Below are 24,609 nucleotides of genomic sequence, written 5' to 3' on the forward strand. Positions count from 1 at the left end.
GGATGATGATTTAGGGGAAGGATCAGTTGATACCAGTGCGGTTCAGGCGAAGGCCCAGTCTAAGGCGGAAGAGTGTGAAAAAACGGAGAGTAAAAAAGAGTGCAAGGCTTGTCTGGCTATTCCAGTGACGAGTGAAAAATATCGCAAGGTGAGCCGCTGGAGCGCCATCACAATTAACTATCAGCGATTTATTGCCCAAACGAAATATGATCCCAGCATGCAGATGATCCAGGAATTTCAGTGCCTGAAAGTGACCTTTGATGGCTGGCGACCAGCGTATTGCTTATTTCTGGAGGCCAAAGCGCGGTATGACCAGTTTTTTGATAGTGAAGGTGAACCAAAAATTTGGTGGAAAGGCCAGATTTCTGCGCGAAATCAAGCAAAAAGACATCAAACGGTCTGTGATGTACTGGAGGGGACTCCTCATGTTGAATGGCATTTTTTACAGCCTGTCAGTTCTGACTATTTTAAAATATTGTTTAGTGAATATGAAAATATCAGTGTTCACTATACACCTTGTGCCAATTTGGCGGCGACAGCTTAATTAGAGGTTTAAATGGCAATTATTCGTTTAAAAATTAATGTACGTTATGAACAGCAGGAAGTTATTACTGTAGATTCGGTATTAATGGATTTATTTCGTGTCACGCGGCAAATTGATATCTTTTTTGGGCAAAAGAAGACTTGGTATTTGACAGGTTATTCTCTCAAAGAGGCCCTGAAACACGTTGTATTTGATGAAAAAGGGCCTACAAGCGTTGCAATAAGGGACTTTGAAAAAGAGTATAGGAAAAATTTCCCCTCACTTATCAATGGGATGTGGGATGGTCAAAAAGATGAATTATCTTGTGGCATTATTTATGAAAAATCAAAGTCGGGACATCCTAATTGGGTTCGGCTAGAACTCAATTTAAAAATTGGCAGCAGTCAACTGAATGTATTCCGATTAATAGATTTGGTTAAACATTTGGCTACCAGCCGTGACTTTCCTTATATTCAAGTGGAAACTAACGGCTATACCTTAAAAGGTAGACAGGTTTTCCCTGACCGCCTCAGTGTCGGCTGGATGCTTTACCAGCCCCGCATTATTGATAAATCTTATTTGCCTATGGCGGAGGAGGTACTTCCCGTTTATCAACATGATCAACAAATCGGTACCTTGATTATCACCAAAAAAGGCATTTTTGATGGAAAAAATCAGGACGATATTGATAAATCCAATGATGTAGAAATACAGTTGGTGAACCTGGGATTATTGCCATTAATTACAGAAGTATGATGGGGATGATGTTATTTACCAATCGAAAAACGGTGGAGAATGTTAATGTCAAAAGCAGTTATTCTGCTGGGTAATTCAACAGATCATGGCGGTAAGGTGATTACCGCTATTGATGATTATACTTACAATGGTATTCCTATAGCAGGTAAAGAAGATTTGGTGGAGTGCCCTCAATGCAAAGGGGTTTTTCCTATTGTTCAGGGGGCTGACTCTTTAAGATATAAAGGAAAATTGATTGCGCTTGAAGGAATGCAAACCGCTTGTGGGGCAAAATTAATTGCCAGTCAGCGTAAATTTACCCATGATTTTTGATATCAATGGAGCTGACATCCAATGGGACGGGCTCCATGATAAACAAACTCCATTAAACTGAAAAGTTTAAATCACTTTATGCGGACCGAAGCATTCATAGTGAATATATTGCTTCTCAATTCCCATATCTAATAGTTGTTTTGCTACATATTGCATAAAGGGAACCGGGCCACAGAAGTAGAAATGCATTCCTGCCGTTTTCAGCGCGTCATTCAGCACCGCCATATCCATAAAACCTTTGTGTTGATAATGGACGCCTTGCTGGTCTTCATCTCTTGGTTCTCGATACCAGATGGTGCTGCTAAGATTTGGCATTGCCTGCGCAATAGTGGTCACTTCATTGGTAAACGCATGATGACCGCCGTGTTCTGCCGCATGTAACCAGTTAATCTGACTGTTGTGATTTTGCTGGTGGAGGTGATGCAGCATACTCATCATGGGTGTCAGGCCGACACCGGCAGAAATCAGAGTAACCGGTGTCTCTGGTTTAATATCAAGGAAGAAATCCCCACGTGGAGCGGCCAGCCAGACAGTATCGCCTTCTTGCATCTTATCGTGCATATGGTTGGAAACTGTTCCTTGCGGCTCACGTTTGATAGCAATTCGGTAGCTGGAACCGTTTGGGGCTGCTGTCAATGAATACTGGCGAATTTCGCGGTTATCAAAGCTGTCATCTTCCAGATAAATGCTCAGATACTGACCGGGTTTATAATCCATCACTTTCCCGCCATCCTGTGGCACAAATTCAAAGCTGCAAATCACATCACTTTTTACCTGTTTCCGGTTGATACGGAATGGGCGTATACCACGCCAACCGCCATCGACTGATTCGTCATGATGATAAATCTGCTCTTCACGATTGATAAAAACATCAGCTAGCACACCGTACGCTTTGCCCCAGGCATCCAGCACTTCATTTCCCGGCTGGAACATTTCGTCTAACGTTGCCAGTAAGTGAGTTCCAACAATCTGATAATGCTTTGGTTGAATATTCAGGCTGGCGTGTTTATGCGCGATTTTTTCAACTGCCGGTAGCAGTACTGCCAAATTATCAATATTGGCTGCATAGGCGCAGATAGCATTGAACAGGGCTTCACGTTGATCGCCATTAAGTTGATTGCTCATGTTAAAAATATCTTTCAGCTCAGGATTATGTTTGAACATCCGCTCATAGAAATGGGCGGTTAGTTTCGGGCCAGTGGCGGAAAGCAGTGGAATAGTGGATTTGATAGTTGCAGTGATTTGACTATCCAGCATGGTGAAGCTCCTGAATTTCTTTCAAGTGATAATGAAAGTTATAACATGTATTTTAAATGCAACTTATAATTTTTTTAGGATCTTGTAAATATAAAATGTGGTTTTTATGGTGAAAAGATATTCCTAGGAGATATTTACACCAAGGCAGGGGCCGACCAAGGTCACAAATTCCGATAATAAGGGAAAATACAGGAAGTTTTCATTGTGCTGTAAGAGAACCGATGCCTTGCTGTAATTGATGTGCAATCGTTTGCGTAAAATATTTTGTCAAGACTATCTCATTCAGTGAAAAGGGTTTACACTGTGTGCCATTCTACCCTTTGGGGTGTTGTTTGAAGAGAAGTTAGCTGAGTCTGGAGAACCCAATGTTAAAGCGTGAAATGAATATTGCTAGTTATGATCCCGAACTATGGCAGGCGATGGAACAAGAAGTTGTTCGTCAGGAAGAACATATCGAGTTGATTGCCTCTGAAAACTATACCAGTCCAAGAGTCATGCAGGCGCAAGGCTCCCAGCTCACTAACAAATATGCTGAAGGTTATCCGGGTAAACGCTACTACGGCGGTTGTGAATATGTAGACGTTGTTGAGCAACTGGCGATTGATCGTGCTAAAGCGTTATTCGGTGCTGATTATGCCAACGTTCAGCCACATTCGGGTTCTCAGGCGAATGCGGCGGTTTATATGGCTTTGCTGCAACCGGGTGATACTGTGTTGGGGATGAATTTGGCACATGGCGGCCATTTGACTCATGGCTCTCCAGTTAACTTCTCTGGTAAGTTATATAACATCGTACCTTACGGTATTGATGAAAGTGGTAAAATTGATTATGACGATATCGCGGCACAAGCTCAAAAACACCAACCAAAAATGATTATCGGTGGTTTTTCTGCTTACTCTGGCGTTGTTGATTGGGCCAAAATGCGTGAAATTGCAGACAGCATTGGTGCTTATTTGTTCGTTGATATGGCGCACGTCGCCGGCCTGATCGCCGCAGGCGTTTATCCTAACCCGGTTCCTCATGCTCACATCGTGACGACTACCACGCATAAAACATTGGCGGGTCCACGAGGTGGTTTGATCCTGGCGAAAGGTGGTGACGAAGAGCTGTATAAGAAACTGAATTCTTCTGTATTCCCAGGTTGTCAGGGTGGACCTCTGATGCATGTTATTGCCGGTAAAGCGGTTGCACTGAAAGAAGCAATGGAGCCGGAATTCAAAGCATATCAACATCAGGTTGCTGATAACGCTAAAGCAATGGTTGAAGTCTTCCTGAAACGTGGCTACAAAGTGGTTTCAGGTGGTACTGAGAACCATCTGTTCCTGCTGGATCTGGTTGACAAAAACATCACCGGTAAAGATGCCGATGCTGCACTGGGCCGTGCCAATATTACGGTAAATAAAAACAGTGTACCTAATGATCCGAAGAGCCCATTTGTGACTTCAGGTGTGCGTGTTGGTACGCCGGCGATTACCCGCCGTGGTTTCAAACATGCAGAAGCCCGTGAATTGGCTGGCTGGATGTGCGATATATTGGACAACATCAATGATGAAACGATCATTGAAGCGATTAAACAAAAAGTTCTGGCTATTTGCGCAAAATATCCGGTTTACGCATAAATTATAATTTCAATAAGTTATTACAAAACCTGCTCCGGCTGGCATGGTTTGCTTAAGCGAGATATTTAGCAATTGCCCTTGATATCTTAATTTCTTAAGCTAATCAGGTTGGTTTTGAGCGGGTTTTTTGCACTTTTAACCAGGGAGGATTAATGGTTATTCAGTCGACACGTTGGCTGGCGTTAGATTATTTCACGTATTTCTTTTCTTACGGGATATTTTTGCCTTTCTGGGCAGTCTGGCTCCAGGGTGAGGGAATAAAACCCGATATGATGGGGATTTTATTGGGTGCGGGCTTGGTTTCCCGTTTCCTGGGGAGTTTATTAATCACGCCTACCGTTAAAAATCCCGCAAAACTTATTTTCGCGTTGCGTGTATTAGCATTGCTGACCCTGATTTCTATTATCGGGTTTACATTGGGAAATCATTGGGCATGGCTGATGTTCATTATGATTGGTTTTAACCTGTTTTTTTCGCCAATGATGCCATTAAGTGATGCATTGGCGGGAACATGGCAAAAACAATTTTCCTTTGATTATGGCAAAATACGCGTCTGGGGTTCCATTGCCTTTATTATCAGCTCGGCGCTGACCGGGGAATTGATCTCTGTCTGGGGACATCAGGCTATTCTGATAACCATACTGTTCAGTGTTTTGTCAACGTTGTTGGCGACATTGCTTAAACCCTCCATCATGCCTGTTGGTGAAGCCAAGTCAGCTAAAGTTGATGTTGTGTCATTTAAACAGTTATTGTCTGAAAAATCAGTATGCCGGTTCCTGCTATGCGTGGCTTTATTGCAGGGCGCTCACGCGGGATATTACAGCTTCAGCGCGATTTACTGGGAAAAAGTAGGTTATTCCGCTTCAGTAGTTGGTTATCTTTGGTCGTTGGGGGTAGTGGCTGAGGTTATTATTTTTACGCTGAGTAATAAATTATTCCGGCGCTGGAATGCCCGTAATCTTCTGTTGCTTTCCGGTATATGTGGCGTTGTCCGTTGGGGATTGATGGGCACATTCACGGCATTACCGGTGTTGATTATCATTCAAATCTTACATTGTGGTACGTTCACTGTCTGCCATTTGGCAGCCATGCGGTTTATCAGCGCGAGAAAGGAAGGGGAAATTGTTCGTTTGCAGGCGGCTTATTCTGCACTGGCAATGGGGGGCGGTATCGCTGTTATGACGGTAGTTGCAGGATTTATGTATGATTATCTGCACAGCGGCATTTTCTGGATAATGGCCTTAGTTGCTTTTCCTGCTATTTTCCTGCGACCACAGGTTAAAGCTCATCATTATTAACAACGTGAATTCAGTTTCTTATGATATTTTTGTAAGAAACTGGATACTTCTAATAATAATGTTTTTATGAGATATCATGTCGAATAAATTAACAATAAAAGATATTGCACGTCTGGCTAATGTCAGTAAATCAACCGTCTCACGGGTATTAAACAACGAAAGTAGCGTCAGTCCACAAGTACGTGAAAGAGTTGAAGCGATTATTCATCAAAATAACTTTATTCCCTCTAAATCAGCGAGAGCGATGCGAGTGAAAAGCGATAAAATTATTGCTTTAATTGTGTCACGGTTGGGATCTTTTTCGGAAAATTTATCAATAAGTACGATGTTGCCGCTGTTTTATCAGCATGGTTATGACCCCATTATCATGGAAAGTAATTTTGATCCCCAGCTTTTACAGGAACATCTGCGTCAGTTGGCATTACGTCATGCCGATGGTGTTATTTTGTTTGGTTTCACCGGATTGCCGGAAGAATCCCTTTTGCCTTGGCGTGACAAAATAGTGGTATTTGCGCGCGAATATACTGATTTTTCTTCTGTATGCTATGACGATGTTGGTGCTGTTCGTCTATTAATGGATGAACTTTATCAGCAAGGTCACAGAGAGATCAGTTTTCTTGGTGTACGAGATTGTGATGCCACGACAGGTTTTCGTCGTCATCAATCCTATCTGAATTGTTGTGAACAGAAGGCGTTACACCCGCTTTCCGTTCAATGTGATTTAAACTATCAGAGTGGCTTTCAGCATGTCGCCAAGGTACTAAGAGAGGAAACGACGGCCTTAATTTGTGCAACCGATAGCCTGGCATTAGGCGCATATAAGTATTTACAACAAAATAACCGGGAAGATATACAAATAGGCAGCATTGGTAGTACTCCTTTGCTGAACTTTTTATACCCTGATACGCTTTCTGTGGATTTGGGTTATGGTGAAGCTGGTAAATATGCCGCTGGTCAATTAATAGCTCAAATAAATCAAAAATACCCTAAACAGCAAGTAATCATTTCGAGTAAGTTGGCTTAAAAATAAGAATATTGTTGATTCAATGTGATCGTTGACGCATTTTTGGGAACGTTCCCATGACAAGCATAACTAAATGATATTAGGATGAAATTATCTTACTAAGCATGGCATAGTAACTGATACTAACTTATGATGACTGGCTATTATGAAAAATAAAATAAATTATAAAGATATAGAAAAACTAATTACATTAATCGGTGGTTGTGAAAATATAGCCAGTGTAACGCATTGTATTACCCGGTTGAGATTTTCTTTGGTTGAACCGACTATAGCTCAACCGGATGAAATAAAAAATCTGCCAATGGTTAAAGGTTGCTTTACCAATGCAGGACAGTTCCAGGTTGTGATAGGTACGAATGTTGGTGATTATTATCAGGTTTTAAATAGCTATCTTGATAAAACTGAATTAAGTAAAAAAGAGATAAAACAGGCTGAGAAAAAGAATATGAAATGGCAAGAACGTGTCATTTCTCAATTTGCAGAAATCTTTTTTCCTCTCCTGCCGGCATTAATTAGTGGCGGTTTAATTTTGGGCTTTCGTAATATTATTGGTGATATTCCTCTTAGTGACGGTAAAACTTTAGCTCAAATATATCCTGTCTGGAAAACAATATATGATTTTTTATGGCTGTTAGGAGAGGCGATATTCTTCTATCTGCCGGTGGGTATTTGTTGGTCTGCGGTCAGAACAATGGGTGGAACCCCGATATTAGGAATTATATTGGGAATAACCCTAGTATCTCCGCAACTTATGAATGCTTATCAATTAGGGCAACAGATCCCTGATATATGGAATTTTGGCCTGTTCACGATTGGAAAAGTGGGTTATCAGGCTCAGGTTATTCCGTCGCTTTTGGCGGGTATTACGTTGGGGTGGATTGAAATTCAATTAAAGAAGGTGGTTCCTAGTTATCTTTATTTGGTGGTTGTTCCGGTAGTTTCGTTAATATTAGCAACCTTTTTAGCACATAGCCTTATTGGGCCGTTTGGCCGGTTAATTGGTGACGGAGTTGCTTGGGTTGTTAAGGCGCTGATGACGGGAAGTTTTGCGCCTGTCGGTGCGGCTTTATTCGGATTCTTTTATGCGCCTTTGGTTATCACGGGTATACATCAAACTACATTAGCTATTGATATGCAGATGGTTCAAAGTATCGGTGGTACACCGATCTGGCCGATTATTGCATTATCCAATATTGCTCAGGGTTCAGCGGTCGTCGGCATTATATTGGTCAGCAAAAAGCGTAATGAGCGTGAATTGTCTGTACCCGCCGCTATTTCCGCCTATTTAGGCGTCACTGAGCCGGCAATGTATGGTATTAACATCAAATATCGATTCCCTATGCTCTGCGCCATGGTTGGTTCAGGTTTAGCCGGGTTGATTTGTGGGTTAAGTGGTGTGTTGGCAAACGGTATTGGTGTTGGTGGCTTGCCCGGTATCCTTTCGATCAAACCGCAATTTTGGGCAATCTACGCATTAGCTATGCTTGTAGCTGTTATTGTTCCGTTGATACTGACTACGGTTGTTTATCGAAAGAAGAATATGAGCGGTATGTTAGCTGTTGAATAATTCTGTTAAATCTTCATCTGAGTAACAGATATAAAAGTAACCATTTAGGTTATTCAATTCAGAAATATATTGATAAGGCGTTTTCGATGGACAAAATTATTCCGTGGTGGTTACAAGGTGTTATCTATCAGATATATCCTAAGAGTTTCCAGGATACTACCGGTAGCGGAACAGGCGATCTTAATGGCATTACTTACCGACTGGATTATCTGAAAAAACTGGGTGTGGATGCTATCTGGGTGACGCCTTTTTACTGCTCGCCACAGGTAGATAATGGTTATGATGTTGCTGATTATTGTGCGATTGATCCGGCTTACGGCTCAATGGATGATTTTAAGCGTATGGTTGATGAAGCACATCAGCGTGATATTCGTGTGATTGTGGATATTGTTTTCAACCATACCTCTACTCAACATCCCTGGTTCAGACAAGCACAGGATATTAATAGTCCTTACCGGCAATATTACATCTGGCGGGATGGGGTACCGGAGACTCCGCCTAATAATTGGGTGTCAAAATTTGGCGGCAATGCTTGGGAGTGGCATGAGGAAAGCAAACAGTATTATTTACACCTGTTTGCCGCTGAGCAGGCAGATCTCAACTGGGAGCATGAACCCGTACGGGCTGAACTTAAAAAGATTTGTGAATTTTGGGCTGACCTTGGCGTTGATGGGTTCCGTCTGGATGTTATCAATTTGGTTTCTAAGCAGCAGGATTTTCCTGAAGCAACGCAGGGAGATGGGCGTCAATTCTATACCGATGGTCCGCGTATTCATGAGTTTTTGCAGGAAATAAACAGAGAGGCATTTCAGCCTGCGGGGGTGATGACTGTCGGGGAGATGTCTTCTACTTCCCTGGAAAATTGCCAGCGCTATTCCTCGTTAGATGGTGGAGAGCTATCGATGGTTTTTGCTTTTCATCACTTGAAAGTCGATTACCCCAATGGCGAAAAATGGGTTACAGCACCGCCCGATTTTATTGAATTGAAGAAAATTTTTGCTAAGTGGCAGCAAGGCATGCATCAACGGGCGTGGAATGCGCTGTTCTGGTGTAATCACGATCAACCGCGGATTGTTTCGCGTTTTGGTGGTGAAGGAGCATTGCGGGTTCCATCTGCTAAAATGTTGGCAATGGTGTTGCATGGTATGCAAGGAACTCCTTACATCTATCAAGGGGAAGAATTGGGGATGACTAACCCTGATTTTTCTCAAATTGAAGATTATCGGGACATAGAGAGTTTAAATATTTACCGGGAGAAGATTGAGCAAGGTAATGATAAGGAAAAAATCTTATCGATCTTAGCGAAAAAATCTCGTGATAATGGGCGAACGCCGATACAATGGGATGCGACTTCCAATGCTGGATTTACTCAGGGAGAACCTTGGATAGCGCTGAATAGTGATTACCAGGAAGTGAACGCTCAAGATGCTATCAAAGATGAGGATTCCGTTTTCCATTGTTATGCGTGCTTAATAAAACTGCGTAAGGAATATCCGGTATTGACCTATGGCAGCTATGAAGATTTGTTGCCATCTCACCCTTCGCTTTGGTGTTATGTTCGCCGTTGGGAAGACCAAATGTTGCTGGTTATCGCCAATCTCAGTGCGGAAGTGCAGGAATGGTCGCTGGATGATTCTTTATCCCATTGCTCGTGGGTTAAATTAATGGGGAATTATCCTGAACATCAGCTACCTGCAAAAAATAGACAGTTACAACCTTATGAAGCGGTTTATTGGTTAGCAAAATAATTCAGGTTTAAAATGGCAACAAGAAAGTTCATTGGTAACTTTTTTGTTGCCAGATGGAAGTGCCGGACGGAGGATAGACCGCATTGTTACAGCCTGCCTGTTATCGCCATGCAATTCCAGTTTAAGTATTAATTTAAGTTAACGCTTCAATGACTCTGATAACTCATCACGCATTTCGGCCAGAATATCTTTAACAACGCGTGGATTACCCGCAACAAGATTACCGGAATGAATGTAATTATGGCCGCCAACGAAATCAGTAATGATGCCGCCCGATTCACGCACTAACAGTTCGCCACCCATAAAATCCCACGGTTTCAGACCAATTTCAAAGTAACCATCAACCCGGCCTGCCGCAACATAAGCCAGATCCAGCGCTGCCGAACCGGTACGGCGGAAATCAGCACAACGAACAAACAATTTGCCCAAAGTATTAATAAAAACAGTGGAATGTTGTTTTGCTTTGAATGGGAAACCTGTCGCCAGAACAGTGCCATCCAGATCGCGGGCATTGGTGCCACGCAGGCGGTAACCATTCAACTGAGCGCCCTGACCACGGACTGAGGTGAAAAGCTCATTACGCATTGGATCATAAACAACAGCAACTTCAGTACGGCCTTTGATACGTACTGCAATAGAAACGGCGAAGTGGGGGAGACGTTTAATAAAGTTAGTTGTGCCATCCAGTGGATCGATTACCCATTGAATATCATCATCTTCGCCTGGCAGTTCGCCACCCTCTTCAGTAATGATTGAGTGTTTAGGATAAGATTTACGGATAACGTCGATAATGAGCGCTTCCGCGGCTTTGTCAATGTTGGTGACAAAGTCGTTACTGCCTTTTTGGCTAGCTTCAACCGCATCGGGAGTTTCATAATTTTTGGCAATCAGGTTGCCGGCTTTACGCGCCGCACGTATGGCGATGGTCAGCATCGGATGCATGGGATATCTTCCACCAGGATGTTAAAGAACGGATAATTAATCGGCGCGCAGTATAGCAGTAGTTCGGAAAAATGACTAACGCTGTGTTAAGATATTTGGCTCTTATAACTAATCCAGAAGTTGTCATGTTAGAAAATATCCGCATTATCCTGGTTGAAACTTCCCACACCGGGAATATGGGTTCAACCGCCCGGGCAATGAAAACTATGGGATTAACAAACCTTTATCTGGTTAATCCACTGGTTCAGCCAGATTCCCATGCGATTGCGCTTTCTGCTGGCGCCAGCGATGTTATTGGTAATGCGACTATTGTTGATAGTCTGGATAAAGCTCTGGCCGGCTGTGAGCTGGTGATTGGCACTAGCGCCCGTTCAAGAACCCTCTCATGGCCGATGGTCGAACCCCGTGAATGTGGCGAGCGTAGTGTGCAGGAAGCTCAACATGCGCCGGTAGCAATTATCTTCGGACGTGAGCGTGTAGGGCTGACGAATGAAGAATTGCAAAAGTGTCATTATCATCTGAATATCCCGACTAACCCGGAATACAGTTCGTTAAATCTGGCTATGGCTGTCCAGCTTGTCAGTTATGAAATTCGTATGGCATATTTGGCGCGTCAGGATAAACCCGAGCAGAAAACAGATGAGACCGAATATCCATTAATTGATGATATGGAACGCTTTTATCATCACCTTGAACGTGTGTTATATGATGCTGGTTTCATTAGGAAAGCCCATCCTGGTCAAATAATGAATAAGTTAAGACGGCTTTTTACCCGCGCCCGGCCTGAAACGCAGGAGCTGAATATTCTGCGTGGTATCCTGACCTCCATTGAAAAATGGGCGAAAAAATAGTTGAGTAAATTACTCGGTTAAATAGTTGACTAAAACACTCAGGAATGACACAATTTCATCATATTTCACCACGGGGTAATCATTTATGAGATTGACATCTAAAGGGCGTTATGCAGTAACTGCCATGCTTGATGTGGCGTTACACTCACAGGAAGGTCCAGTACCGCTAGCCGACATCTCTGAACGTCAGGGTATTTCCCTCTCTTATCTTGAGCAGTTATTCTCTCGCTTGCGCAAAAATGGTCTGGTTTCAAGTGTCCGTGGTCCGGGTGGCGGTTATTTACTGGGCAGAGATGCCGGGGAAATTGTCGTCTCCGAAGTTATTTTCGCTGTTGATGAATCGGTAGACGCGACGCGTTGCCAGGGCAGAGAAGGGTGTCAGGGCGGTGATCGCTGTCTGACTCATACTTTATGGCGCGATTTAAGTGACCGTATTACCGGTTTCCTGAGTAGCATCAGTTTAGAAGAATTAGTTAATAACCAGGAAGTATTAGACGTTGCTGACCGCCAGGATAACGATAAGCGCCGCGCACCTCACGGCAGAGCACAAGAGACAATTAATGTTAATCTGCGCGCATAAGCAGAACTTGTGATGAATTGAAGTATTAGAAGTAGGGAGCATGCGAGCAATGAAATTACCAATTTATTTAGATTACTCAGCAACGACGCCAGTTGATCCGCGTGTGGCTGAAAAGATGATGCATTATTTGACCATGGACGGGGTATTTGGTAACCCGGCTTCCCGTTCTCACCGTTTTGGCTGGCAGGCTGAAGAAGCGGTTGATGTTGCCCGTAATCAGATTGCTGATTTAGTGGGTGCCGATCCCCGTGAGATTGTTTGCACTTCTGGTGCAACGGAATCTGACAATCTCGCTATTAAAGGTGCTGCTAATTTTTATCAGAAAAAGGGCAAGCATATCATCACCAGCAAAACCGAACATAAAGCGGTTCTGGATACTTGCCGTCAGTTAGAGCGTGAAGGATTTGAAGTCACTTATCTCGCGCCTCAGAGCAATGGACTGATTGATTTAAACGATCTGGAAGCTGCGGTGCGTGATGACACCATTCTGATTTCTATCATGCATGTTAACAATGAAATTGGTGTGGTGCAGGATATCGCTGCAATCGGCGAAATGTGCCGTAGCCGCGGTATCATTTTCCATGTTGATGCGACTCAGAGCGTAGGTAAATTACCTATCGACCTAACCAAACTGAAAGTCGATCTGATGTCTTTCTCTGCGCATAAAATTTATGGGCCGATGGGGATTGGCGCGTTGTATGTTCGCCGCAAACCACGCATTCGTATTGAAGCTCAACAGCATGGCGGCGGTCATGAGCGTGGTATGCGTTCCGGTACTTTGCCTGTTCACCAGATTGTCGGTATGGGTGAAGCTTACCGTATTGCCAAGCAGGAAATGGAAAATGAATCTCAGCGTCTGCGTGGCCTGCGTTTACGTCTGTGGCAGGGTATCAAAGATATCGAAGAAGTCTTCCTTAATGGCGACTTGGAACATGGCGCACCACACATTCTGAATGTCAGCTTCAACTATGTTGAAGGCGAATCACTGATGATGTCGTTAAAAGATCTGGCGGTTTCCTCTGGTTCTGCATGTACTTCTGCCAGCCTGGAACCCTCCTACGTATTGCGTGCGCTGGGTATGAATGACGAACTGGCTCACAGTTCTATCCGTTTCTCTTTAGGGCGCTTTACCACGGAAGAAGAGATCGACTACGCCATTGAACTGATTCACAAATCTATTGGCCGCCTGCGTGAACTCTCTCCACTGTGGGAAATGTTCAAACAAGGTGTGGATCTCAACAGTATCGAATGGTCTCATCACTAATCAGACGGTTTCAGGAGTAATAACATCATGGCTTACAGCGAAAAAGTAATTGATCACTATGAAAATCCACGTAACGTCGGTTCTTTCGATAATGAAGATCCAATGGTTGGCAGCGGCATGGTCGGTGCCCCTGCGTGTGGTGACGTCATGAAACTGCAAATCAAAGTCAATAATGAAGGCATTATTGAAGATGCGCGTTTCAAAACTTACGGTTGCGGTTCTGCAATCGCTTCCAGCTCTTTAGTCACTGAATGGATGAAGGGCAAATCTCTGGAGCAGGCGGAATCGATCAAAAATACTGAAATTGCAAATGAGTTAGAACTGCCGCCAGTGAAGATTCACTGCTCTATTCTGGCAGAAGATGCCATTAAAGCGGCCATTGCGGATTACAAAAGTAAGCGCCAGGGCAAGTAATTGCCCTTGATAATAAGAAAATAGAAAACAAATTTGGTGGATGCTGGCTGTTATATACCAACCAGTGTCCGCCTTTGCTGGTTTTAAAAAGTGAGGTTGTTGTATGTCAATTTCCCTTACAGAAAGTGCTGCACAACGCGTTTCGTCATTCCTGGGCCACCGTGGAAAAGGCGTCGGCTTACGTCTTGGGGTCAGAACATCAGGCTGCTCAGGTATGGCATATCTGCTTGAATTTGCCGATGCGATTAACGAAGACGACACCGTGTTTGAAGAGAAGGGCGTCAAAGTTATTATAGACGGCAAGAGCATGGTCTATCTCGACGGTACCGAACTGGATTTTGTTAAAGAGGGCCTTAATGAAGGCTTTAAATTCAACAACCCGAATGTTTCCAGCGAATGTGGTTGTGGAGAAAGTTTTAACGTTTAATTCCGTTTTTCGGCCAAATCCAGAGTAAGTTTAGATTATGGACTATTTCACTTTATTCGGGCTGCCGGCTCGTTATGCTATTGACCGTGAACAACTGACGCACTGCTATCAGGAATTGCAGCGTCAGTTTCATCCTGATCGTTTTGCTAATCAGCCGGAGCGTGAAAAAACGCTGGCGTTGCAGCAAGCAGCGACTATCAATGACGGCTATCAGACGCTCAAACATCCACTGAAACGTGCTGAATATATGCTTTCTCTGCATAGTTTTGATTTAGCCAATGAGCAGCACACCATGAATGACCATACTTTCCTGATGGAACAGCTCATGCTGCGGGAAGAGTTGGAATTTATTGAAAGTAAAGCGAATGCAGAAGCGGCACTGGCTGATTTCGCTGAACGTCTGAACGGGATGATTAAAACCCGCAGTCAGCAAATGGAACAACAATTGAATGATCAGCAGTGGGAACAGGCAGCCGATTCCGTTCGTAAATTGCGTTTTCTGGATAAATTGCAACAGCAGGTTGAACAATTGGAAGAACGTTTACTGGACGACTTTTAAGGAAAGCGTATATGGCTTTATTACAAATCAGCGAGCCGGGTTTATCCGCTGTACCACATCAACGTCGTTTAGCTGCCGGTATTGATTTAGGCACGACGCATTCATTAGTTGCCACTGTTCGCAGTGGGCACGCGGAAACACTGATGGATAGCGAAAACCGTTACCTGCTTCCTTCCGTTGTCCACTACCATGAGAATGGTATTGAAATTGGCTGGTTGGCCCGCCAACAGGCGGCGCACGATCCGGTTAATACCATCAGTTCTGTGAAGCGCATGATGGGGCGTTCTCTGGCTGATATTCAGCAACGTTACCCAAATCTTCCTTATCAATTTCAGGCGAGTGAAAATGGTCTTCCGTTAATCAATACGGCGACGGGTTTGGTCGATTCTATTCAGGTTTCTTCTGAAATTCTTAAATTGCTGGCACAGCGTGCAGAAGAAACACTGGATGGTAAGCTTGATGGAGTAGTGATCACCGTTCCGGCCTACTTTGATGACGCTCAGCGTCAGGGAACAAAAGACGCGGCGCGTTTAGCCGGGTTACATGTTCTGCGCCTGCTTAATGAACCCACCGCTGCTGCAATTGCCTATGGGTTGGATTCTGGTCAGGAAGGGGTTATCGCGGTTTATGATTTAGGTGGCGGTACCTTTGACGTTTCTATTCTCCGGTTAAGCCGAGGTGTCTTTGAAGTACTGGCAACCGGCGGTGATACTGCGCTTGGTGGGGACGATTTCGATTTGATGCTGGCTGACTGGATCCGTGAACAGGCGGGTATCAGCAATCGTGACGACCATCGTTTGCAACGCCAGCTATTGGACGTTGCCGCTCAAGTGAAAATCGCTTTGAGTGATGCTGAGGTTGCAGAGATAAACATTGCTGGTTGGCAGGGAAAAATCACCCGTCTCGAATTTGAAGCACTGATTACACCATTGGTAAAACGAACTTTGCTGGCAAGCCGCCGGGCGTTGAAAGATGCTGAAGTCTCTGCGGACGAAGTTTTACAAGTGGTTATGGTGGGCGGCTCAACTCGTGTACCGTTGGTTCGTCATAGGGTTGGTGAATTTTTTGCCCGTGAACCACTGACTTCCATTGATCCTGATAAAGTTGTCGCTGTCGGCGCATCAATTCAGGCGGATATTTTGGTGGGTAACAAACCGGATAGCGACATGTTGCTGTTGGATGTTATTCCGCTGTCACTTGGGCTGGAAACGATGGGGGGGCTGGTTGAAAAAGTGATTCCACGCAATACAACCATTCCGGTTGCGAGAGCGCAGGAGTTCACGACCTTCAAAGACGGCCAGAGTGCGATGAGTATGCATGTGGTACAAGGGGAAAGGGAATTGGTGAGCGATTGCCGTTCACTGGCCCGTTTTACCCTGCGTGGCATTCCTCCGTTACCGGCGGGTGGCGCTCATATCCGGGTCACGTTCCAGGTGGATGCTGATGGCTTGTTGAGCGTGAGCGCGTTGGAAAAATCCACGGGTGTAGAAGCTTCTATTCAGGTGAAACCGTCCTATGGTTTATCTGATGAAGAAATCGCCCGCATGATAAAAGATTCTATGGCGAATGCTCAGGAAGATATCAATGCGCGCAAACTGGCGGAACAAAAAGTAGAAGCGGCACGGGTACTGGAAAGTGTCACCAGTGCGTTAGAAAAAGATGCTGATCTACTGAATGAACAAGAACACGCGGCGATTGATACCGCTGTAGAAACACTTATAAAAAGCGTTCAGGGGAGTGATCCTGAAGTGATTGAGAACGCAATTAAACAACTGGATAAGCAAACGCAGGAATTCGCTGCACGCCGGATGGATTCATCTGTTCGTCGGGCGTTGGCGGGCCATTCTGTGGACGAGATTTAATTATGCCGAAAATTATATTTTTACCTCATAACGATCTTTGCCCTGATGGCGCAGTTTTGGAAGCCAAAGAAGGGGAATCCATTCTGAATGTTGCATTGCGCAATGGGATTGAGATTGAGCATGCTTGTGAAAAATCCTGTGCTTGCACCACTTGCCACTGTATCGTTCGTGAAGGTTTCGATTCACTGGATGAGAGTTCTGAACTGGAAGACGACATGCTGGATAAAGCTTGGGGGCTCGAACCGGAAAGTCGTCTCAGTTGTCAGGCCAGAGTCTCGGACGAAGACTTGGTTGTCGAAATTCCAAAATACACCATTAACCATGCCCGTGAGCACTGATTGGCAGGAGAATATCAATGAGCCTGAAATGGTCTGATAGCCGTGAAATCGGTGAAGCGCTGTTTGACAAATTTCCTGATTTGGATCCAAAAACAGTTCGCTTTACTGATATGCACCAATGGATTTGTGATCTGGATGATTTTGATGATGTGCCTGAAAAATCTAATGAAAAAGTTCTGGAAGCGATTCTTTTGGTCTGGCTGGATGAATTTGAGTAACAAATAGCATTAATTTGTTATTTATCTGTCACGGTTTTAAGGTAGTCTGAGCTTTAATGAAAAACTGGCTTTAGCCAGTTTTTTTATAGGGTTAATATCTGGCAGACGAATAATTATATGGGTGGAAGTCTGAATAGAATCCTGGCTGCCATCAAGCGGTGAATAATAAGAGGTGAGAAAAGAATGACTAAACAAATCATGCCAATAACACTGTCTTATGAGCCAGCAGCAGCATGCTGGGGTGAAAAAGCGCTGATTAGTTCGAGTGAGCAAGGGATGACGATTCATCTGACGGGTAAAGGCAAATTGGGTGCGGTTCAACGTGCCGGGCGTAAAATTGATGGTCAGGGAATTCGTCATGTAGCTCTGGTTGGCGAAGGCTGGGATTTAGAAAAAAGTTGGGCATTCTGGCAAGGCTTCCGTGCGCCAAAAGGCAGCCGTTCTATTGAATGGCCTCAATTGCCGGCGGCTGAAAAACAAGAATTGGAAAGCAGAATTAAAATTATTGATTGGGTGCGTGACACTATCAATATGTCAGCGGAAGAGCTTGGGCCGGAACAATTGGCGAAGCGTGCTATTGACTTGATGTGTAGCATTGCTGGTGAAGCAGTAAATTATCGCATTACCAAAGGCGAAGATTTACGTGAACAGGGTTATGCTGGTATCCATACTGTTGGTCGTGGCTCTTCCCGTGATCCGATATTGTTGGCGCTGGATTATAACCCGACTGACAACCCACGCGCGCCAGTATTTTCCTGTTTGGTGGGTAAAGGCATCACATTTGACACCGGTGGTTACAGCCTGAAACAATCTTCTTTTATGGACTCCATGAAATCGGATATGGGTGGAGCGGCAACGTTAACAGGTGCGCTGGCCTTGGCAATCAGCCGTGGCCTGAAACAGCGCGTTAAACTGCTCCTCTGTATTGCGGATAACATGGTCAGTGGTAATGCCTTTAAACTGGGTGATATTATCCGTTACCGTAATGGTAAATCTGTTGAAGTCATGAACACGGATGCCGAAGGTCGTTTAGTGCTGGCTGATGGCTTAATTGATGCCAGCAGAGAGAAAGCGAAGTTAATCATTGATGCGGCGACCCTGACTGGCGCAGCGAAAATGGCTGTGGGTAATGACTATCATTCTATATTCAGCTTTGATGATAAACTGGCGGCGGATCTGCTCGCTGCTTCTGAATCTGAGAATGAATTGTTCTGGCGCCTGCCATTGGCTGAATTCCATCGTAGCCAACTGCCATCAAATTTTGCTGATCTGAATAATGTTGCGGCTCCATCACATACTGCCGGTGCCAGTACTGCGGCGGCTTTTCTGTCTCACTTTGTGGAAGAATACCAAAAAGGCTGGGTTCACATTGACTGCTCTGCGACTTACCGTAAATCTGCGGTAGAACATTGGTCGGCTGGCGCAACAGGTTATGGGGTTCGCTCGATTGCTAATTTGTTGTTGGCGAAAGCGAAATAAATCCATTTTATATAAAAAAACTGATTGGAGATTTTTATGAGTTCATTAAATGAATTAGTTTCGGTTGAAGTTGATGTGCCAAGTGGCAGCGCGATAACACTTAGCCAGCCGGAAGAATATCCTTCGCAACTCATTGAAGCTTTGGTCAGTTTATTTAGTCAGCGTAAACCTATTCGCCGTGCTTTTATCATTCAAGCCCATGATAAAAATGTGGATGAAAAACCCAATTTATTAATTGGGCTGGAAATGAATGGCACGGAGGATGAGATTGAACAGCTAATTCAGGAAGCTGGCGGTATTGCCTGCGAATACACCTCTGAAGAAGAACCGATTGACTTCTGCCTGGTTGATGAAAAGGAACGTGGTATCAGCCATTATTTGATTCAGCATACACAGCCGTTTTACCAGCGTAAATTAGGCAGTTGGTTGCGGGGGAATATTCCGGTAATGAATAAGTGACCATTTAGTTGTATTAGTTAAAGAAATTTGAGTGTATTGAATATTTGTCGGTAGAGTTGGAACAGTATATCTATTACGACAATAATCATCTAAGTCAAGCAGAAATTAAAAGGTTTGAGTTCAGTAAAGTTAAAGAGCTCAGACCTTGATGACCGTGTGATCTGAACTGGCTAACTTCTTGGGGCAGTTCACAAGGCTGGGACCGGTTTTAGTCATCATCTTTAAACGCGATATTGATTTTCATTCTTTCCATATTACCGTAACAACTCTGCCAGTCAAAAAACACTTCTTTTTTGAATGATAACTTACCTATTCTTATTATATTTTGTTTGAAAAATAGGTTTTTTATAATAATTATCTTATAAGTGTTATTTTAACCCGAATAGATACAACAGAATAAGGAGTTCATACGCGTGGTGCTTGATTTTTTGTGATCTTATTAGTGTTTTTGTTAATTTTTCCTTAGAGAATTATTTAATGTTTGTTATACATTAAATGATCTAAATTTTATTTGAAGAGGCGGCTAAGAACGTATAAGTTACACTAACTAATAGATACAGATTAAAACTATATAATTCCACATTTTAAAATTATGTGATTATATCATTTTTTTAATTGTTTTTAATCAATATCAATGAGATAAGAGGCTTGTTATTCTAAAATGTACGTTTTAGTAATCTATATAAGTTAGATCTAAAGGGGTGGGGAATGTTATTACATGATGTAGTTGGAAATACACCAATTATAAAGTTGGAGAAGATCTCAAAAGATTTGTATGCAGATATTTATGTGAAATTAGAATTTCTTAATCCTTGGGGTTCTATTAAAGATAGAGCAGCCAAGTCAATGCTTGAATCAGCTATAAAAAATGGTCAGATAGATTCACAAACTACGATTGTTGAGGCGACAACGGGTAATACTGGTATCTCTCTTGCCGGGATATGTGCATCTATGGGACTAAAGCTTATTATTGTAATGCCAGAATATGTTTCTGAAGAGCGTAAAAAGTTATTAACTCTATTAGGAGCAAAAATTATCCTCACGCCAAGTGGTGAAAACTATGCTGGAGCAGTAAAAAAAGCACAAATGCTCTCAAAAAAGGTTAACTATTTTCTTGTTGACCAAGGGAATAATATTAATAATCCTCAAGCACATTATCAAACTGGCAATGAAATTATCAATTTTTTTAATGGTACTCCAGATATATTTATCGCAGGTATTGGGACTGGTGGACATTGTAATGGTATAGGGAATACTCTTAAAAAATATCGATCGGATACATATATTGTTGCAATTGAACCTAAAAGTGCTGCTGTTTTAAGCCAGATGACTCCTTTAAATGAGATCAACTCTAACCATGGCATATTGGGAATTGGCCCTGGAATAATCGCTAATACTGTGGACCGGAATATTATTGATGAAGTATATATTATCGATGAAAACTCTGCTTTCCAAACTACTAGAAAGATTATAGGAAGTGAAGGATTGTTAATAGGTATTTCGTCTGGTGCTTCTTTGCATTGTGCTATTGAATTGGCGAATAGGGAAGAAAATAAAGGAAAGAAAATACTCACAATAGCTGCTAGTCAAACAGAAAGATACCTTTCGGTGGGGATCTAAATGGAGTTATTATAATTATGAATATAGGAATTATAGGTAGTGGGGCAGGTTGCATTTCAATACTTAAACATTTATTACAATATAAATGTCAGCTTAGTTCCATTCTGATATTCTCAAAAGATCATAACCAAGTTGGATTTGCATATAAAGATGTTCCGGAAGTTTTCATAATGAATACTCGATTAGATTCTCTCACTCAATTTAATGATGTGGTAGGTATAACTGATTGGTTGACTGCTAAGGAATACAATTATTGTGATAATGATTATCTGCCGAGGAGAATTTATGGCGCTTATCTACAAGATGTGAAATATAACTTAATCGATCAATTAAAGAAAGCAGGTGTTGTTGTACATACTTACGGAAAAGTAGATTATTTAGATAAAGAGGGTAATATCATATGCAATGGCGTCTGTTTTAAAATTGATGCGAGTGTACTAAGTATCGGTTTTGGAAAAGATATTTTAAATGATCACTTATTTGATAGAATAGCAAGTTTACCATACGGTGGCATAATTGATGTATACGGTTCAGGTCTGACGTCTATTGACATTTTACTTTATATTTATACGTATAGGCCAGATCTGAAGATGCAATGCTATTCACTATCTGGTCGATTTCCCAGAGTAAGGGGGCAATTCAAGGCGGGTGGTGCATCGATTTTTGATGACTACAATTCAACTATTCCTTCCTTTAATAGTATAATACAGCGGTTCAAATCTTTGATCACGAAAGATATTGAGAAAAATATATTGTTTAATCCTCTTTGTGCGTTAAAAGATGAAGTCGAATATTGTTCAGCTTATACACCTGTTTGGCAAGAAAAATTATATAATGGAACAATGAATTATCTTGATTTCTACCAAGTATTGAGTCTGGATGATCAAATTCTTTTTCATAATATTAGACATCGGTTTATTGAAACCAGAGCGATGTTTCCATTAGTGAATGCCCGTAAATTAGTGACATTAATTGATGATGGGCAATTGTCTATTTCATCTCGAATCTATGGTTCTACCACTGTTAGTAAAAATTCAATTTTAGCATTCAATCCAGTAATGGATTTGGAAATTATTCAAATGAGTCGTTTACCGATGCATTCCATTAGTGGAGTTGACGTTGATAGAAATTGCAAAGTCAATGATAAAAGAAACATTTATGTACTTGGTCCAATGACAAATGGATCACGTTTCTTCACAGAAGCAACTTCGCTTACCGTTAGAGATGCAAAACTGATAGTCGATGCTTTGATTGCCTCAAAAGAAGGACGGACTCATGAACTTGTCAGATATTGCTAGATTTAAGAGGCTTTTAAAAGGGGTTTCAACCATAGATATTATCTCTTTTGGTAGCGTAATTTCCCCCGAATATTTAATTAATTTGATTTGTAATGCGAGTTGGAATGGTCGATACAATGAAAAATTTGGATTCATTGGAGCATCACTACCAGGTAATGGTTGGCATGGTGGTTTTAACTCACTGCTTCTTGGTCACCATGTGGATTGGGTTGTTGGCGGTTTTTTCGGAACTGTTAATCATATTAACCCGGCGCTAGGCGAAAATAGTGTCGAGGTACACAATATACCGCAAGGAGTGGCGAGTTGTTTGCTTTCTGGCGAACAGAGGAAATTGCTGACCACCATAGGTAAAAATACTTTTATTGACCCAGATAACAACGGCTCACTGATTAATAATGATTACTCAGCAGAAAAGCTATCTATAGTGGAGTCATCAGGTGAACAACTATGCTATACACTGCCAGATAGTGATTTGGTTTTATTAAGAGGATCAGGATTTACGCCGGATGGAAACATTGTTTTAGAGACCGAGCCTATAGATCTTGATATAGAACAATGCATAAAATCGGCTCGGTTGAGGAAAGCGAGAATCGCTATCCAGCTACCGGATAAAGTGATTAAACATTACAGTAGTTTTTGCTATAGGAATTTATTTGATGAGGTCTTTATTGCACCTTCATCGTTGCATGGTATCTCTTATTTGCCAAACAGGTATCATCACTATTGTGGAAATCTATCGCGAACATGCCTGGTGTCGGAGAGCATTTCATATCAGTTAGCGGACAGGATTAGCAATGGTGAAAAATTGATTGTGGGTATTGGCCTTCCAGTTCCAGCAATTAATCATATAAAGCGTAGGGAGGAAGACAAAACGTTTACGGCGTATATTGAATCCGGTGTTGAAGGAGAAATTATCTACGATGGCGAGGGATTTGGTATATGCAAAAATGGCAGAAAAGTTTTTTCTCAAGCAGCTATGTTTAAAAGTATATGGAACGGAGACATTGATCATGCTGTACTGGGTATCGGGGAAATTGACAAGGGTGGCAATGTGAATGTGTCCCATCTCGGTGGTAAGTTCTATGGTGTAGGAGGTTTCATCGATATTAGTCAATCGATTAATAAAATTTCATTTTGTTTTAGAAAAAAAACAGCATTGGAGCGGCTGTCTCATATTAGTTTCCGTGTCGATGATGAAAAAGATGTTGAATATTTAGTGGGGTAACATGAGTAGTGAACAAGGATTTATTATTAGTTTCTGTACTATATTATTAGTAGGTATTGCTAGCCCTGGACCAGGTTTCTTGGTCACGATGAAAAATGCGGTTACGTATTCAAAATCTGTAGCAATGATGAGTGTAGTCGGTATTGCAACGGCCAATTCATTATTCACAACTTTGGCGTTAGGCGGGCTTACTTTTGTTTTGAAAGAACCTGCAATACTGTCTGCTTTCTATATATTAGGAGGAACATACCTGATTTATTTAGCTTATCGATTATTTCGAATAAAACCAATGAGCGATATTGAATTGAACACATTATCTGATAAGCGAGACTGCACATTTAAGTCTGGATTTATATTGCAACTCTATAATCCTAAAGCAATTTTACTCATTAGTAGCGCTGTGTCAGTTAGCATACCACAGGATACTAATATAAGTATTTCAGTGATTATGATCTCAATGGCTTTCATAATCAGTTTCTTGTGGTACGGAGGGATAGTTATGATTATAAATTATCAGAAAATTCGTGATTACTTACTGATTAAAATTCACTTGGTTAATAAACTGTCTTCGCTGATTATATTTTTCATGGCTATGAAAATCTATTATTCTGCGCTGAACTTAATGTAAATTTTGATAATTAACCTGAACTCTGGATAAAATATGATTAAATTTATTTATATTGATAAATGTTGTGTTAGTTTATTTTATTAAATTATTTTTATGATTTTTCTCAGAGTTTTATGTTTTAAACAATATGCTTGTTTCTACCTGTAAATATATGTTGCACAGCAAGATATAATAATCACATGTTAATATTGCAAGATAATAAATATAATGGGGAGATAATCATTTCATGTTGAAGAATTAACTTGTGGCAGAGTAGCGATAATTTGTGATCTGCTTATAAGAATGTGACGATATAACGGCCTTTCATTATTTTATTGACGTGAATCAATGCTATTGTTACC

The 24,609-nt window shown here is 42.1% G+C and carries 23 protein-coding genes and 2 pseudogenes; 23 read left to right on the forward strand and 2 right to left on the reverse strand.

Translation table 11 applies throughout. The features are described 5' to 3' along the window. From ABR397_RS13270 to ABR397_RS13280, 3 genes are all read left to right on the forward strand, one after another. Window positions 1-544, forward strand: a 544-nt coding sequence (locus ABR397_RS13270; RefSeq protein WP_350306153.1) for a Tox-REase-5 domain-containing protein, incomplete at its 5' end; no start/stop codon positions are given. A 12-nt stretch (window positions 545-556) separates the two neighbouring features. Then, window positions 557-1,279: a hypothetical protein gene (locus tag ABR397_RS13275; RefSeq protein WP_350306154.1), complete on the forward strand. Its 723-nt coding sequence runs from the start codon at window positions 557-559 to the stop codon at window positions 1,277-1,279. A 45-nt stretch (window positions 1,280-1,324) separates the two neighbouring features. Beyond that, the gene (locus ABR397_RS13280; protein WP_350306155.1) at window positions 1,325-1,591 is read left to right on the forward strand and encodes a PAAR domain-containing protein; all 267 of its coding nucleotides are present in this window, start codon (window positions 1,325-1,327) and stop codon (window positions 1,589-1,591) included. Between the two features lie 66 nt (window positions 1,592-1,657). Here the strand turns inward: ABR397_RS13280 and hmpA are convergent. Next, window positions 1,658-2,851 (reverse strand): annotated as a pseudogene (hmpA, locus tag ABR397_RS13285) (NO-inducible flavohemoprotein); the annotation flags it as partial. A 362-nt stretch (window positions 2,852-3,213) separates the two neighbouring features. On the opposite strand from hmpA, the gene glyA reads away from it, so the two are divergent. From glyA to treC, 5 genes are all read left to right on the forward strand, one after another. Further along, a complete protein-coding gene (gene glyA / locus ABR397_RS13290; protein ID WP_350306156.1) occupies window positions 3,214-4,467 on the forward strand; it encodes a serine hydroxymethyltransferase in 1,254 nt (417 codons plus the stop codon). Window positions 4,468-4,619: 152 nt separating this feature from the next. After that, window positions 4,620-5,765: a 3-phenylpropionate MFS transporter gene (locus ABR397_RS13295; RefSeq protein ID WP_350306157.1), complete on the forward strand. Its 1,146-nt coding sequence runs from the start codon at window positions 4,620-4,622 to the stop codon at window positions 5,763-5,765. A gap of 76 nt (window positions 5,766-5,841) precedes the next feature. Next, window positions 5,842-6,789 (forward strand): trehalose operon repressor TreR, encoded by a 948-nt coding sequence (gene treR / locus ABR397_RS13300; protein ID WP_350306158.1) that lies wholly within the window; start codon window positions 5,842-5,844, stop codon window positions 6,787-6,789. A 145-nt stretch (window positions 6,790-6,934) separates the two neighbouring features. Further along, entirely contained in the window at window positions 6,935-8,356 is a 1,422-nt protein-coding gene (gene treB / locus ABR397_RS13305) for a PTS trehalose transporter subunit IIBC (protein ID WP_350306159.1), read from the forward strand. 86 nt (window positions 8,357-8,442) lie between these two features. Beyond that, window positions 8,443-10,104, forward strand: a complete 1,662-nt coding sequence (gene treC, locus ABR397_RS13310) for an alpha,alpha-phosphotrehalase (RefSeq protein WP_350306160.1) — start codon at window positions 8,443-8,445, stop codon at window positions 10,102-10,104. A 138-nt stretch (window positions 10,105-10,242) separates the two neighbouring features. Here treC and suhB read toward each other — a convergent pair whose 3' ends face one another. Further along, complete coding sequence (gene suhB / locus ABR397_RS13315) at window positions 10,243-11,046, reverse strand: inositol-1-monophosphatase (RefSeq protein ID WP_350306161.1); 804 nt, start codon at window positions 11,044-11,046, stop codon at window positions 10,243-10,245. A 125-nt stretch (window positions 11,047-11,171) separates the two neighbouring features. Here suhB and trmJ point away from each other — a divergent pair, with 125 nt between their 5' ends. The 15 genes and pseudogenes from trmJ (at window position 11,172) to ABR397_RS13390 (ending at window position 24,268) form a co-directional block, all read left to right on the forward strand. Next, window positions 11,172-11,897, forward strand: a complete 726-nt coding sequence (gene trmJ / locus ABR397_RS13320) for a tRNA (cytosine(32)/uridine(32)-2'-O)-methyltransferase TrmJ (RefSeq protein ID WP_350306162.1) — start codon at window positions 11,172-11,174, stop codon at window positions 11,895-11,897. An 85-nt stretch (window positions 11,898-11,982) separates the two neighbouring features. Next, window positions 11,983-12,477, forward strand: coding sequence for a Fe-S cluster assembly transcriptional regulator IscR (gene iscR / locus ABR397_RS13325; protein ID WP_021323908.1), 495 nt, complete (start codon window positions 11,983-11,985; stop codon window positions 12,475-12,477). A gap of 49 nt (window positions 12,478-12,526) precedes the next feature. Next, the gene (locus ABR397_RS13330; RefSeq protein ID WP_350306163.1) at window positions 12,527-13,741 is read left to right on the forward strand and encodes an IscS subfamily cysteine desulfurase; all 1,215 of its coding nucleotides are present in this window, start codon (window positions 12,527-12,529) and stop codon (window positions 13,739-13,741) included. A gap of 27 nt (window positions 13,742-13,768) precedes the next feature. Next, window positions 13,769-14,155 (forward strand): Fe-S cluster assembly scaffold IscU, encoded by a 387-nt coding sequence (gene iscU, locus ABR397_RS13335; protein ID WP_350306164.1) that lies wholly within the window; start codon window positions 13,769-13,771, stop codon window positions 14,153-14,155. Window positions 14,156-14,258: 103 nt separating this feature from the next. Beyond that, window positions 14,259-14,582: an iron-sulfur cluster assembly protein IscA gene (gene iscA, locus ABR397_RS13340; RefSeq protein ID WP_350306165.1), complete on the forward strand. Its 324-nt coding sequence runs from the start codon at window positions 14,259-14,261 to the stop codon at window positions 14,580-14,582. A gap of 37 nt (window positions 14,583-14,619) precedes the next feature. Further along, window positions 14,620-15,141 (forward strand): co-chaperone HscB, encoded by a 522-nt coding sequence (hscB, locus tag ABR397_RS13345; RefSeq protein ID WP_350306166.1) that lies wholly within the window; start codon window positions 14,620-14,622, stop codon window positions 15,139-15,141. Between the two features lie 11 nt (window positions 15,142-15,152). Continuing rightward, window positions 15,153-17,003: a Fe-S protein assembly chaperone HscA gene (gene hscA, locus ABR397_RS13350; RefSeq protein WP_350306167.1), complete on the forward strand. Its 1,851-nt coding sequence runs from the start codon at window positions 15,153-15,155 to the stop codon at window positions 17,001-17,003. Window positions 17,004-17,005: 2 nt separating this feature from the next. After that, window positions 17,006-17,341 (forward strand): ISC system 2Fe-2S type ferredoxin, encoded by a 336-nt coding sequence (gene fdx / locus ABR397_RS13355; protein WP_350306168.1) that lies wholly within the window; start codon window positions 17,006-17,008, stop codon window positions 17,339-17,341. Between the two features lie 17 nt (window positions 17,342-17,358). Next, the gene (iscX, locus tag ABR397_RS13360) at window positions 17,359-17,559 is read left to right on the forward strand and encodes a Fe-S cluster assembly protein IscX (protein WP_350306169.1); all 201 of its coding nucleotides are present in this window, start codon (window positions 17,359-17,361) and stop codon (window positions 17,557-17,559) included. Window positions 17,560-17,742: 183 nt separating this feature from the next. After that, the gene (gene pepB / locus ABR397_RS13365; RefSeq protein ID WP_350306170.1) at window positions 17,743-19,038 is read left to right on the forward strand and encodes an aminopeptidase PepB; all 1,296 of its coding nucleotides are present in this window, start codon (window positions 17,743-17,745) and stop codon (window positions 19,036-19,038) included. A 66-nt stretch (window positions 19,039-19,104) separates the two neighbouring features. Further along, window positions 19,105-19,497 (forward strand): annotated as a pseudogene (locus tag ABR397_RS13370) (enhanced serine sensitivity protein SseB C-terminal domain-containing protein); the annotation flags it as partial. 708 nt (window positions 19,498-20,205) lie between these two features. Then, on the forward strand, window positions 20,206-21,117 hold the full coding sequence (locus ABR397_RS13375; RefSeq protein WP_350306171.1) for a PLP-dependent cysteine synthase family protein: 912 nt from the start codon (window positions 20,206-20,208) through the stop codon (window positions 21,115-21,117). Window positions 21,118-21,134: 17 nt separating this feature from the next. Then, the gene (locus tag ABR397_RS13380) at window positions 21,135-22,415 is read left to right on the forward strand and encodes an FAD/NAD(P)-binding protein (protein ID WP_350306172.1); all 1,281 of its coding nucleotides are present in this window, start codon (window positions 21,135-21,137) and stop codon (window positions 22,413-22,415) included. Then, window positions 22,393-23,640, forward strand: a complete 1,248-nt coding sequence (locus ABR397_RS13385) for a hypothetical protein (RefSeq protein WP_350306173.1) — start codon at window positions 22,393-22,395, stop codon at window positions 23,638-23,640. The genes ABR397_RS13380 and ABR397_RS13385 overlap by 23 nt, the downstream gene beginning before the upstream one ends. 1 nt (window position 23,641) lies before the next feature. Beyond that, complete coding sequence (locus ABR397_RS13390; RefSeq protein ID WP_350306174.1) at window positions 23,642-24,268, forward strand: LysE family translocator; 627 nt, start codon at window positions 23,642-23,644, stop codon at window positions 24,266-24,268. The last annotated feature ends 341 nt before the right edge of the window (window positions 24,269-24,609 follow it).

Source organism: Photorhabdus viridis, assembly GCF_040256935.1.
Lineage (GTDB): Bacteria > Pseudomonadota > Gammaproteobacteria > Enterobacterales > Enterobacteriaceae > Photorhabdus > Photorhabdus viridis.